The 13,283-nt window shown below is 72.0% G+C and carries 8 protein-coding genes; 2 read left to right on the forward strand and 6 right to left on the reverse strand.

Going from position 1 to position 13,283, the window contains the following annotated elements; all coding sequences use genetic code 11:
- Positions 1 to 27 precede the first annotated feature (27 nt).
- The 3 genes from WN71_RS21790 to acnA all read right to left on the reverse strand — a co-directional run bounded on the left by WN71_RS21790 (position 28) and on the right by acnA (position 8,444).
- Positions 28 to 3,303 carry a GH92 family glycosyl hydrolase gene (locus tag WN71_RS21790; RefSeq protein WP_046590517.1) on the reverse strand — a complete coding sequence of 1,092 codons (3,276 nt, stop codon included), beginning with the start codon at positions 3,301 to 3,303 and terminating at the stop codon, positions 28 to 30.
- 469 nt (positions 3,304 to 3,772) lie between these two features.
- A complete protein-coding gene (locus tag WN71_RS21795; protein ID WP_079178014.1) occupies positions 3,773 to 5,416 on the reverse strand; it encodes a sensor histidine kinase in 1,644 nt (547 codons plus the stop codon).
- 313 nt (positions 5,417 to 5,729) lie between these two features.
- Positions 5,730 to 8,444 (reverse strand): aconitate hydratase AcnA, encoded by a 2,715-nt coding sequence (gene acnA / locus WN71_RS21800; RefSeq protein WP_046590519.1) that lies wholly within the window; start codon positions 8,442 to 8,444, stop codon positions 5,730 to 5,732.
- 272 nt (positions 8,445 to 8,716) lie between these two features.
- Here acnA and WN71_RS40010 point away from each other — a divergent pair, with 272 nt between their 5' ends.
- Both WN71_RS40010 and WN71_RS21805 read left to right on the forward strand, forming a co-directional pair.
- Entirely contained in the window at positions 8,717 to 8,914 is a 198-nt protein-coding gene (locus tag WN71_RS40010) for a DUF4236 domain-containing protein (protein WP_079178015.1), read from the forward strand.
- 64 nt (positions 8,915 to 8,978) lie between these two features.
- Positions 8,979 to 10,508 (forward strand): helix-turn-helix domain-containing protein, encoded by a 1,530-nt coding sequence (locus WN71_RS21805; RefSeq protein ID WP_046590521.1) that lies wholly within the window; start codon positions 8,979 to 8,981, stop codon positions 10,506 to 10,508.
- A 100-nt stretch (positions 10,509 to 10,608) separates the two neighbouring features.
- Here WN71_RS21805 and WN71_RS21810 read toward each other — a convergent pair whose 3' ends face one another.
- The 3 genes from WN71_RS21810 to narJ are packed head-to-tail and all read right to left on the reverse strand — an operon-like array spanning position 10,609 to position 13,165.
- Positions 10,609 to 11,829, reverse strand: a complete 1,221-nt coding sequence (locus WN71_RS21810) for an MFS transporter (RefSeq protein WP_046590524.1) — start codon at positions 11,827 to 11,829, stop codon at positions 10,609 to 10,611.
- Entirely contained in the window at positions 11,826 to 12,554 is a 729-nt protein-coding gene (gene narI, locus WN71_RS21815; RefSeq protein WP_046590526.1) for a respiratory nitrate reductase subunit gamma, read from the reverse strand. Before narI ends, WN71_RS21810 begins: the two co-directional genes overlap by 4 nt.
- Positions 12,551 to 13,165, reverse strand: a complete 615-nt coding sequence (gene narJ / locus WN71_RS21820; RefSeq protein ID WP_046590528.1) for a nitrate reductase molybdenum cofactor assembly chaperone — start codon at positions 13,163 to 13,165, stop codon at positions 12,551 to 12,553. The genes narI and narJ overlap by 4 nt, the downstream gene beginning before the upstream one ends.
- Between the last annotated feature and the right edge of the window lie 118 nt (positions 13,166 to 13,283).

Consider the following 13,283-nt stretch of genomic DNA (forward strand, 5'->3'; position numbering starts at 1 on the left):
GGCGCACGTCCGTTGGGCGGGCCGCGGTCAGCCGGTGGCGAGGGTGAACACGTGCAGGTCCTGGTCGGACGGCAGCCGTACGGCCGCGATCCGCTTCCCGTCCCGGGCGGTGAAGGGCACGGTGGCGAAGACGTAGGTGGCGACGGGGTCCTTGTCGGCGCCGGAGACATTGCGGTACGCCGTCTCGGCGACGACCTCGTTGCCGTACTGGACGCTGCCGCCGCCCCCGCCGACGGTCCAGTCGGTGAAGGACAGGTCGATGTCCTCGCTGGTGCCGTCGGTGTAGGTGACGGTGGCCCTGGTGCGCTGGTCGCCGTTGACCGCACTGCCGAGGAAGGACAACCGCTGGGCCGGCTGGTCCAGTCGGACGCTCTGCCCGGCGGCCGCCGCGTTGTCGGGGCGGGCGTCCGGGGAGTCGGGCCAGGTGTACGCGAGCCCGTCGACGGTGCCGTGCGCGCCGGGCGCGAGGCCGGCCGCGGCGAGGGCCTGGCGGGAGTAGCTCCAGCCGCCGCCGTCGTAGTCGGCCTCGCCGTGGTCGCCGTCGTCGTCGGAGACGCCGGTGTTGTTGTAGGCGGCCAGCAGCGTGCCGGGGGCGGCGACGGTCAGGGCGACCGGCTGCTCGTAGGAGGTGTCCCCGGACGTCACGGTGACCTTCGCGTCGTAGAAGCCCGGCGCGAGGCCCGCGTCCGCGGTGAGGGTCACCTGCCGGGAGCCGTCCGTGACGGTGCCGGAGGCCGGGCTCGCGGTGATGCCGGCCGGGGTCCGCATCTGGAAGCGGACCTCGGGTCTCGGTCCGCCGGTCAGGGAGAGGGCGCGGAGGGAGAGGTCGGTGCTGCCGCCGGGCGCGAGCGTCGCCGTCGTCGGCCCGACGCCGATCTGGTAGGGCTGCTCGCCCTGGCGGAACGACGGCGGGGCGTCCGAAGGGGCGCTGCCCCAGGCGCGGTTCGGGGTGGTGGTGAGGGTGTAGTCCAGGGTGCCGCCGTCGCGCACGAAGGACGCGGGCAGCCAGGGCCGGTCGCCGCTGCGGCCGTCGACCTTCAGGGACTGGACGTAGGGCGCGTCGTCGGCGGCGCCCGGCGCGCGGACCGTGATGTCGTTGCCGTGCGGGCGGGAGATCACCGCGCGTTCGAACAGGGGTGAGGCGAGGGTGAGTTCGGCGCGGGAGGGCACCTGCGGGTACATGCCGAGCGCGGAGAAGACGTACCAGGACGACATCGCGCCGAGGTCGTCGTTGCCGGGGATGCCGCCGGGCTCGGTCGACCACAGCTGCCGCATCGCCGCGCGGACCGTCTCCTGGGTCTTGTAGGGCGCGCCCGCGTAGTCGTACAGGTAGGGCACGTTGATCGAGGGTTCGTTGTCCAGTTCGGACTTGGTGCCGCCGGCGCCGGTGAAGGCCCAGCCGCCGTCCTCGTCGTGGAAGAAGTCGTCGAGGCGCTGCTCTGCCCGCGCGGTGCCGCCCATCGCCGCGAAGAGCCCGGCCGCGTCGTGCGGGACCATCCAGGTGTACTGCGCGGCGGTGCCCTCGACGAAGCCGCTGCCGGTGCCGGGGGTGAAGCCGGTGACCCAACTGCCGTCGGCCTTGCGGTCCGCGATGTAGCCGCCGCCCGGGTCCGCGGCGATGTCGAAGTTGTTCTGCCAGTACTGGGCGCGCCGCGCGAAGGCGGCCGCTGTGTCCTTCTCGCCCGCAGCGGTGGCGAGTTGGGAGAGGGAGAAGTCGGCGGTGGACATCTCCAGGGTCTCCGCCGCGCCGCCCCAGGCGTTGGAGACGGACGGCATGTAGTGCAGCTTCAGGTACGTGTCGAGGGACGGGCGCTGGCCGGCGGACAGCACGGGCTTGCCCGCCGCGGAGAGGTCCCCTGCCGTGGGCACGGTGGCCGCCCGCACCAGGGAGTCGAGCGCCCCGTCGAGGTCGAAGCCGGTGCCGCCGAACGCGCGGATGCCGGCCAGGGCGGTGGCCGAGGGGTCGCCGTTCATCACGTGGGTGCCGGAGACGCCGTGCAGCCAGCGGTCCCAGACGCCGCCGTTCTGCTCGGCGAGTTCGTAGAGGGACTGCGCGATGTCGGAGCCGGTGTCCGGGTCGAGGAGGGTCAGCAGCTGCACCTGGTCGCGGTAGACGTCCCAGCCGGAGAAGGTGCCGTACGCGGCCCGGTGGCCGCGGCCGACGCGGTGCACCTCGCCGTCGCTGCCGCGGTAGCGGCGGTCGGCGTCGCTGACCACGTTGGGGTGGAGCAGGGCGTGGTAGAGGGCGGTGTAGAAGGTGGTGCGGTCGGCGTCGGTGCCGCCGCCGACCGCCACGGCGCCCAGCCGCTGCCGCCAGGCGCGGCGCGCGGCGGAGGCCACGGCGTCGAAGGAGCGGTGCGGCGGGTTCTCGGCGGCCAGGTTGGCGGCGGCGCCCGCCTGGCTGACGTAGGAGATGCCGACCTTGACGCCGACCGGGCCGCTGCCGGGCTCGAACTCCACATAGCCGCCGGCGCCCTTGCCCGCGACGGGCCGGCCGCCCTGCGCGAAGCCGCCGGTGGAGCCGGAGGCGCTGGTGGAGCCGGGGTCGAGCCGGCCGTCCTGCCAGGTGCCGGTCGCCTTGAAGGCGCGGTCGAAGCGGGCGGTGAAGTACAGGGTGTAGTACGAGCGTTGACCCTCGGGGTCGAGGTAGCCGCAGAAGTTCCCGGAGGTCACGGAGCCGGAGACGGTCCGGGTGGCGGGGTCGATGGTGACGGTCGAATCCGACGATCCGACCTCGGAGTTGGCGGTGCGGATGAGCAGTGAGGCGGGCTTGTCCGCCGGATAGGTGAAGCGGGCGGAGCCGGTGCGGGCGGTGGCGGTCAGGTCGGCGGTCACGCCGGAGGCGAGGCCGACCGTGTAGTGCCCGGGCGCGGCCTTCTCGTCGGTGTGGCTGAAGTCGGAGGCGTAGACGGCGTCCTTGGTGTCGCTCGCCGGGGAGGAGGTGACCTCGCCCGCGTAGGGGAAGAACGGGATGTCGCCGCTGCCGCCCGCGCAGCCGGTGCCGGACATGTGGGTGAGGCTGAAGCCGCGGATGCGGGTGGCGTCGTACTGGTAGCCGCCGGGCGCGGCGGTTCTGGTGGCGTCGCCCCTGGTGTTCTCGGGGCTCCAGGAGAGCATCCCGAACGGCACGACGGCGCCCGGGAAGACGTTCCCGCCGTTCCTCGTGCCGATCAGCGGATCGACGTACGGGGTGGGGTCCTTGACGAGCTTCGGGGGCACGGCCTCGGCCGCCGCGAGGGCGGGGGTGCCACCGGCGACCGCGAGCGCGGCGGCGAGCAGCAGGGACAGGGAACGGAAACGCATGACGCGGCCCTTCCTCCTCCGGACGGGTCGCGCACCACGGGTCGCACAAGCCGCAGGGACAGTAGCGTGCGCCAGCCGTACCACGGAAGGGCGCGTGCGCCGGGGCAGGCGCTCCTCGGGGGTCACCCGGGCGGCCCTCGCATGTCACACGTGTAACCCCGGGGACCGTCGCCAACTCGCTTGACATCGTTGTCCGTTGAGGCGGTAGAGTCATGCCCGGATCAGTCAGACAACGTTGTCGCAGCACGACGTCCCACAAGCCGGAACGATCTCCGGACGGACTCGCTCCCCCGCCGCCCGTCCGGCTCGCGGACCCGGTGCGCTCGTGGCACCGGGTCCGCCCCGAGCACCTTCGCCCGGGGCGGCCCGCCCGCCGTCGCGGCCCGCCCGCCGTCGCGTCCCGCCTTGTGCGGCCGCCCGTGGCCGTCGGGTCCCGTGGCCGTCCCTCGCCCGCAGCCGTCCTCTCCCGTCAGGGAAGGGACGGCGCCTCCGGGCGGCGGGGCGGGGCGATCAGGCCGCCGGTCGGGCGGTCGCCTGTCGGGCGGTCCTGCACGGCGTGCGGATCCTGCACGGCGTGCGGGTCCGTGGCCGCGGCGTCCCGCCCGGGGCCGCCACCCCGGGCGGGCAGTTCGACCCGGAACTCGGTCCGCCCGGGGGCGCTCTCCACGTCGATCCGCCCGCCGTGCGCCGCGGTGATCGCCGCCGCGACCGCCAGGCCGAGGCCCGAGCCGCCCGCCAGGCCGGCCGCGCGGGTGCGCGAGCTGTCCGCGCGGGTGAAGCGTTCGAAGACCCGGGGCAGCAGATCGGGCGGGATGCCCGGACCGTCGTCGCGCACCCGGATCACCCGGCGGCCGGCCGCGGCCTCCACGGTCGCCACCACGCGGGTGCCGGCCGGTGTGTGCATCCGCGCGTTGGCCAGCAGGACCGCCACCAGCTGGCCGAGCCGCGCGGCGTCCCCGGTGACCAGGGCGGGCGCGTCCAGGCGGAAGTCGAGCTGCCAGTCGTGGCCGTCGTCCGCGGCGCGGGCCTGCCAGACCGCGTCGGCCACCAGCGCGGCCAGGTCCACCTCGGCCGCGTGCAGCGGGCGGCCCTCGTCCAGCCGGGCCAGCAGCAGCAGATCCTCCACCAGGCCGGTCATCCGCGCCGACTCCGCCGACACCCGGCGCCAGGCGAGGACCGGCTCCACCCGGCCCGGTCCCCGGTTCATCAGCTCCGCGTAGCCGGCTATCGAGGCCAGCGGGGTGCGCAGTTCGTGGCTGGCGTCGGCCAGGAAGCGGCGCATCCGCTCCTCGCTGCGGCGCACCTGCTCCTCGCTCGCCCGGCGCTCCGCGAGTGAGGTCTCGACGTGGTCGATCAGCCGGTTGAGCGCGGCGCCCACCTGCCCGGCCTCGCTGCGCGGGTCGGTGTCGCGCTCGGGGACCCGGCTGAGGACGGCGGCGTCGCCGTGCCCGAGCGGGGTGCGGGAGACCTCGGCGGCGGTCGCGGCGACCCGGCCGAGCGGGCGCAGCTGACGCCGGATCACGACCGCGCAGACGCAGCCCGCGACGGTCAGGCCCGCGCCCGCGACCAGCGTGTCCACCACGATCAGCCGGCCGATCATGTCCCGTACGCCGTCCATGGGCAGTCCGGTCAGGACGCGGGTGCCGTCCGCGGCCAGCACGCCGACGCGGTAGGTGCCGAGGCCCGGCACGGTCCGGGTGTGCATCGAGCCGTCCGCCACGACACCGGTCAGGGCGGAGCGCTGGGCGGCGGTCAGGTTCCGCGGCGTGGCGCCCTCCCGGACGACCGCCGCGGTCAGGATGGAGCCGTCGCCGTCGAGCCGGGCGGCGAGCAGCCCCGCGGGCTGCCCGATCCGGTCGAGGAACGTCAGGTCGTCGGCCCGGTCCGGGTGGGCGGCGGCGCCGCTCAGGCTGCGCTCGGCGGCGTCGCCGACCCTGCCGTCCAGTCCGTTCAGCATGTAGGCGCGCTGCACGTAGGCCGTGGTCACCGCCATCGCCGCGCACACCACGACCAGGGTGACGCCGATGAACAGCAGCAGCCGGGTGCGCAGTGCCCGGCCGGGGGCGCTGCGCACCCGCCGGCCGTCGGTACGGGGCGCGGTGGTGCCAGTCATGTACGGATCCTGTCCCGGTCCGCTGGGGGAATCCTGTGTTCAACCTGAGGAACCGTCATGACCTATTGGGCACTTGGGTGCAAGCCGGGACAGGACGGGCCCCGGAACCGGGAAGGGCCGGTCCGGGAGCCGGGGCCGGGCAGGCCCCGAACCGGGCCCCGGTGCGGGCGCGGGATCACTTTCCGGGCCCGGACACGGCGAAGGGCCGCGCCCCGGGAACCGGGACGCGACCCTCGACGGTGCGCGCGGCGCCGTCCCCCGCGGGGGCCGGACCGTCCTACCTGCGGATGCCGTCCTGCTTGCGGATGCCGTCCTACTTGCGGATCAGGTTGCGCAGCACGTACTGCATGATGCCGCCGTTGCGGTAGTAGTCCGCCTCGCCGGGGGTGTCGATGCGGACGACCGCGTCGAACTCCACGCCGGTGTCGGTGGTGACCTTCACCGTGCGCGGGGTGGTGCCGTTGTTGAGCTCCTCGACGCCCGCGATGGAGAAGGTCTCCTCGCCGGTCAGGCCGAGGGACTCGGCGTTCGCGCCCTCCGGGAACTGGAGCGGCAGGACGCCCATGCCGATGAGGTTCGAGCGGTGGATGCGCTCGTACGACTCGGCGACGACGGCCTTGACGCCGAGCAGCGCGGTGCCCTTGGCGGCCCAGTCGCGGGACGAGCCGGAGCCGTACTCCTTGCCGGCCAGGATGACCAGCGGGATGCCCTGCGCGATGTAGTTGCGCGAGGCGTCGTAGATGAAGGAGACGGGGGCGCCGTCCTGCGTGAAGTCGCGGGTGTAGCCGCCCTCGGTGCCCGGCGCGATCTGGTTGCGCAGGCGGATGTTGGCGAACGTGCCACGGATCATGACCTCGTGGTTGCCGCGGCGCGAGCCGTAGCTGTTGAAGTCACGGCGCTCGACACCGTGCTCCGTGAGGTACTTGCCTCCGGGGGTGTCGGCCTTGATCGCGCCGGCCGGGGAGATGTGGTCGGTGGTGACCGAGTCGCCCAGCTTGGCGAGGACGCGGGCGCCCGCGATGTCCGAGACCGGGGTGGTCTCCATCGTCATGCCCTCGAAGTAGGGGGGCTTGCGCACGTAGGTCGACTGCGGGTCCCACTCGAAGGTGTTGCCCTCGGGGATCGGCAGCGCCTGCCACTGGGCGTCGCCCGCGAAGACGTCCTGGTAGGACTTGTTGAACATGTCCTCGCCGATGGCGTTCGCCACGACGTCGTTGACCTCGGCCTCGGAGGGCCAGATGTCGGCCAGGTAGACCGGCTTGCCCTCGGTGTCGGTGCCGAGCGCGTCGCGGGTGATGTCCACCTTCATGGAGCCCGCGAGGGCGTAGGCGACGACCAGCGGCGGGGAGGCCAGGTAGTTCATCTTGACGTCGGGGTTGATCCGGCCCTCGAAGTTCCGGTTGCCGGAGAGGACCGAGGTGACCGCGAGGTCGTGGTCGTTGACGGCCTTGGAGACCTCGTCCGGCAGCGGGCCGGAGTTGCCGATGCAGGTGGTGCAGCCGTAGCCGACGAGGTTGAAGCCGACCTTGTCGAGGTAGGGGGTGAGCCCCGCCTTGTCGAAGTAGTCGGTGACGACCTTGGAGCCCGGGGCGAGGGTGGTCTTGACCCACGGCTTGCGGGTCAGACCCTTCTCCACGGCCTTCTTCGCGACGAGCGCGGCGGCGACCATGACGTACGGGTTCGACGTGTTGGTGCAGGAGGTGATGGCCGCGACCGTCACCGCACCGTGGTCGAGCGTGTAGGTCGTGCCGTCGGGGGCGGTCACCTGGACCGGGTTGGACGGGACGCCGTTGGAGGAGGCGGGGGCGTCGGAGGCCGGGAAGGACTCCTTGCCCGCCTCGTCGTCGTCGGCGACGTAGTTGCGCACGTCGCTCTTGAACTGCTCGGCGGCGTTCGCGAGGACGATGCGGTCCTGCGGACGCTTCGGGCCGGCGATCGAGGGGACGACCGTGGCGAGGTCGAGCTCCAGCTTCTCGGAGAAGTCGGGCTCGGCCTTCGGGTCCAGCCAGAGGCCCTGCTCCTTGGCGTACGCCTCGACGAGCGCGACCTGCTGCGCGGAGCGGCCGGTGAGCTTCAGGTAGTTCAGGGTCTCGCCGTCGATCGGGAAGATCGCGGCGGTGGAACCGAACTCCGGCGACATGTTGCCGATGGTGGCGCGGTTGGCCAGGGAGGTGGCGGCGACGCCCTCGCCGTAGAACTCGACGAACTTGCCGACGACACCGTGCTTGCGCAGCATCTCGGTGATGGTCAGCACGAGGTCGGTGGCGGTGGTGCCGGTGGGCAGCTCGCCCGTGAGCTTGAAGCCGACCACGCGCGGGATGAGCATGGAGACCGGCTGGCCGAGCATCGCGGCCTCGGCCTCGATGCCGCCGACGCCCCAGCCGAGGACGCCCAGGCCGTTGACCATCGTGGTGTGCGAGTCGGTGCCGACGAGGGTGTCGGGGTACGCCTGGCCGCCGCGGACCATGACCGTACGCGCCAGGTGCTCGATGTTCACCTGGTGGACGATGCCGGTGCCCGGCGGGACGACCTTGAAGTCGTCGAAGGCGGTCTGGCCCCAGCGCAGGAACTGGTAGCGCTCCTTGTTGCGGCCGTACTCCAGCTCGACGTTCTGGCCGAAGGCGTCCTTCGTGCCGAACTTGTCGGCGATGACGGAGTGGTCGATGACCAGCTCGGCCGGGGAGAGCGGGTTGACCTTCGCCGGGTCGCCGCCGAGCTCCTTGACGGCCTCACGCATGGTGGCGAGGTCGACGACGCAGGGGACGCCGGTGAAGTCCTGCATGATCACGCGGGCCGGCGTGAACTGGATCTCCTGCGACGGCTGGGCCTGGGAGTCCCAGCCACCGAGGGCGCGGATGTGGTCGGCGGTGATGTTCGCGCCGTCCTCCGTGCGGAGCAGGTTCTCCAGCAGGACCTTGAGGCTGTACGGCAGCCGGGCCGAACCCTCCACCTTGTCCAGCCGGAAGATCTCGTACGACTCGTCGCCCACCTGCAACGTGCTGCGGGCGTCGAAGCTGTTCGCCGACACGACAGTCTCCTTCATTTCTTTGCGCGTACCACCGCATCCTGCCGCCACGCCGTCCTGGCCGATCCGCTAAGGTAAGGCTAAGTTAGGTAGCCCTTACCAGGAGGGCGGCTGCGGTGCGCCTCGGCAGATATCTCGATGTCGAGATAACACTAATACATGGGGGCCGGATGGTCATGTCCGGGCACCCCGCGAGCGCCGGGCATCCTGATGAAAACGCGGGGCATCCGAGTAGGCAGGTATCGACGTGTCACTCACTCGGAGGGAGCACACACATGGGGCTCACGTTCCGCAAGAGCTTCCGGATCCTGCCCGGGGTGCGGCTGAACATCAACCGGCACTCCGTGTCCATCACGACGGGCGGGAAGAAGGGTCCCCACTTCACCCACAGCAGCACGGGGCGCCGTACGACATCGATGGATCTGCCCGGACCTTTCGGCTGGCGTCGCACGCGGAACACCAGGGGACATTGACGTCATGTCACCCGAATGGACCCCCCAGCGGGCGCCATCTCATATCTGAGATAACCTCAACCGCATGGCAGACGACTACCTCGTACGCATCGGCAAGCTCATCCGTGACGCTCGTCAGCACCGCGGATGGACCCAGTCACAGCTCGCCGAGGCCCTCGGCACGAGTCAGAGCGCCGTCAACCGCATCGAGCGCGGCGGACAGAACATCAGCCTTGAGATGATCGCGCGCATCGGCGAGGCCGTGGACAGCGAGATCGTCTCCCTGGGCTACGCCGGCCCGATGCATCTGCGGGTCGTCGGCGGGCGCCGGCTCTCCGGCGCCATCGACGTCAAGACCAGCAAGAACGCCTGCGTGGCCCTGCTGTGCGCCTCCCTGCTCAACAAGGGCCGCACGGTGCTGCGCCGGGTGGCCCGCATCGAGGAGGTCTACCGCCTGCTGGAGGTGCTCAACTCCATCGGTGTGCGCACCCGTTGGATCAACAGCGGGGTCGACCTGGAGCTGGTGCCGCCGGCCGTCCTCGACATGGGCGCCATCGACGCCGAGGCGGCCGTGCGCACCCGCTCCATCATCATGTTCCTCGGCCCGCTGCTGCACCGCATGGACCGCTTCATGCTGCCGTACGCCGGCGGCTGCGACCTCGGCACCCGCACCATCGAGCCGCACATGATCGCGCTGCGCCGGTTCGGCCTCGACATCGCCGCCACCGAGGGCCAGTACCACGCCCAGGTCGACCACTCCATCCGTCCCGACCGGCCGATCGTGCTGACCGAGCGCGGCGACACCGTCACCGAGAACGCGCTGCTGGCCGCCGCCCGCCACGACGGCGTCACGGTCATCCGCAACGCGTCCTCCAACTACATGGTCCAGGACCTGTGCTTCTTCCTGGAGACGCTGGGTGTCCGGGTCGAGGGCATCGGGACCACCACCCTGCGGGTGCACGGTGTGCCGGACATCGATGTCGACGTCGACTACTCCCCCTCCGAGGACCCGGTCGAGGCGATGAGCCTGCTGGCCGCCGCCGTCGTCACGGAGTCGGAGCTGACGGTGCGCCGGGTGCCGATCGAGTTCCTGGAGATCGAGCTGGCCGTGCTGGAGGAGATGGGCCTCGACCACGACCGCACGCCCGAGTACGTCGCCGACAACGGCCGCACCCGGCTGGTGGACCTCACCGTCCGGCCCTCCAAGCTGGAGGCGCCGATCGACAAGATCCACCCCATGCCCTTCCCCGGCCTGAACATCGACAACGTCCCCTTCTTCGCGGCCATCGCGGCGGTCGCGCAGGGCAAGACCCTGATCCACGACTGGGTCTACGACAACCGCGCGATCTACCTGACCGACCTCAACCGCCTCGGCGGCCGCCTCCAGCTCCTCGACCCGCACCGGGTCCTGGTCGAGGGCCCGACCCGCTGGCGCGCCGCCGAGATGATGTGCCCGCCCGCGCTGCGCCCGGCCGTGGTCGTCCTGCTCGCGATGATGGCGGCGGAGGGCACGTCGGTCCTGCGCAACGTGTACGTCATCAACCGCGGCTACGAGGACCTCGCGGAGCGCCTCAACTCGATCGGGGCGCAGATCGAGATCTTCCGGGACATCTGACAACACAGCAGAACAAAAGCCGCCGCACTCCGCAGGGCCCACGACACGTGGGGTTCCGGCGGAGTGCGGCGGCTTTTGCGGGCCGGGGGTGCCCCCGGTCTCAGGCGGACTGCCGGGCGGGGCGGCCGGCCTCGCGCATGCGGCCGTACGCGTAGACGCAGCCGGCCAGGGCGAGGTCGGACAGGAGCATGAAGCCGATCGCGTACGAGCCCTTGTTGCTGTAGACGGCGCCCATGACCAGGGGCGGGACGAAGCCGCCGAGGCCGCCGATCGCGCCGACGATGCCGGTGACGCTGCCGACCTGCGGCGGCGGGGTGACCCGCGCGACCATCGCGAAGACGCTGCCGCTGGAGGTGCCGAGACCGGCCGCCATCACCAGGAGGAAGACCGTTCCGCCCGGGACGAGATGGGGCTCGAAGGCCTGGCACACCGCCATGATCCCGACGACGCCGAGCGCCCAGGAGGTGACGACGGCGGGGTGGATGCGGTCGGAGAGCCAGCCGCCGATCGGGCGGAAGATCACCGTGACGAGCGCGAAGCCCGCCGCGCGGGACCCGGCGTCGGTGGGCGAGAGGTCGTACCAGGTCTTGAGGTACGTCGGCAGGTAGACACCGAACGCCACGATGCCGCCGAAGCCGATCGCGTAGAGCGCGGCGAGTTCCCAGGTGACCCGCAGCCGTCCGGCCTCGCCCAGCCGTTCGGCCAGCGAGGTGGTCGGCACCACGCGGTCGGGGCGGTCGGAGATGAGGAAGTACGCGAGGACGGCGAAGACGGCCAGGGCGATGGCGAGGACCACGAACGGCAGGTTCTCGCCGTGCTTGTAGATGCGGGGGGTGAAGTAGCCGGACAGGGCCACCCCGCCCATGCCCATGCCGAACACGCCGATGGCGAAGCCCCGGCGCGCGGGCGGGAACCAGGAGTTGACGAGGGGGACGCCGATCGCGAAGGTCGTGCCGCCGAGGCCGAGGACGAACCCGACGACCAGGAGGCCCGCGTAGGAGTCCTTCACGGCGATGAGCAGCAGGACGGGCACGATGGTCAGCGCGGTGACCAGCGGGAACATGATCTTCGCGCCGAAGCGGTCGGTGAGCGCGCCGACCGGGACCCGGCCGAGCGAGCCGACGATCACGGGGACGGCGACCATCAGCGACTGCTCGAAGGAGCTCAGCGAGAGCTTCTCGCCCAGCGGGGTGGCGATCGGCGAGATGAGGTTCCAGGCCCAGAAGGTGAGCGCGAACCCGACGGTGGCGACGACGAGGTTGCGGTAGGCGGCGCCGCTCGCCGTGTCGCTCCCGGCGGCGCGGGCGGTCTGCGCGGTCACTGGACCCTCTCCCATCCGGGCCGCTCGGAACGGGTGCCGAGCTGACCGCGTTCACGGCTGCGGTACACGATGTAGGGGCGGAAGAGGTACTGCACGGGAGCGCTGAACATGTGGATCAGCCGGGTGTAGGGGACGAGGGCGATGAGCGCGCACCCGATGACGATGTGGATCTGGTAGGTGACGGGGACGCCGTTCATCCGCGCGTAGTCCGGGTGCAGGGTGAAGACGCTGCGCAGCCAGGGGGCGATGGTGGTGCGGTAGTCGTAGCCGTGGCCGCCCGCGTGCGAGAGCTTGGCGATCATGCCCATGAGGATGGCCGCGAGCAGGACGACGTACATGAGCTTGTCGTTGCGGGTGGTGGCGAGGAAGACGGGCCCGTTGGTGCGGCGGCGGTAGATCAGCAGCGCGATCCCGGCGACGGTGACGAGACCCGCGAGCGTGCCCGTGGTCAGGGAGAGGTAGTGGTACGCGGTCTCGCTCACCCCGAGCGCACTGGTCCAGGAGTCCGGCACGAACAGCCCGACGAGATGGCCGGCGAGCACGAACAGGATGCCGTAGTGGAACATCGGGGACGCGATCCGCAGCAGCCTCGACTCGTAGAGCTGCGAGGAGCGGGTGGTCCAGCCGAACTTGTCGTAGCGGTAGCGCCAGATGATCCCGCCGACGAGCAGGACGATCGTGACGTACGGCATCGCGGTCCACAGGAGGCTGTCGGCGAGGCTCATCGGGTGACCACCTCCAGCAGCGGGGTCCCGTACGGCGCCAGCCCCACGTCCTCGCGCGGCGGCCCGCTCCGTGCCATGGCCTGGGCCGCGGCGCGGTCGCGGGGGGAGGCGCCGGGCAGGGTGGCGACGAGCGCCTCCAGGAGGTGCGCCCAGGGCGAGTCGGCCTCGATCAGCGCGAAGCGCAGCAGTTCCAGCGCCGGGCGGTGGTCGCGCAGCAGGGTGTCGCTGCCGGTGAGGGCGGAGAACTCGCAGACGGCCGGGAGGAAGTCGGGGAGCTCCTCCGCGTCCGCGTACTCCCAGCCGTGCTCCCGGTAGATCTCCTTGAAGCGCACCAGGGACCGGCCCCGGCGGCGGGTGTCGCCGTCGGTCCACCAGGTGAGGTACAGGCAGCGGCGGCCGGTGAAGTCGAACGTCCGGACGTACTCCTGCCGGAGCCGGCCCGGGTCGGTGGCCTCCACGTGGTCGAGGAAGGCGCGCACCCGACCGGCCCCCGGGCCGGGTCGTTCGTCGAGGGCCGCGCGCAGGAGGCCGAGACCGGCCCGGAGATCGTCGTCGGGGTGGACCAGGCAGCGGGCGACCGCGGCGCGGACGACGGCGTGCGGGGTGGTCATCTCTCCTCCTCGTCGTCGTTCCCGGGCGGAGGCGGGGCGGTGCTTCCGGGTGGGTGCGGGGCAGTGCTTCCGGGTGGGTGCGGACCGGCGCTCCCGGACGGTTGTCGGTCGGTGCTTC

This window comes from Streptomyces mangrovisoli, from assembly GCF_000974985.2.
GTDB lineage: Bacteria > Actinomycetota > Actinomycetes > Streptomycetales > Streptomycetaceae > Streptomyces > Streptomyces mangrovisoli.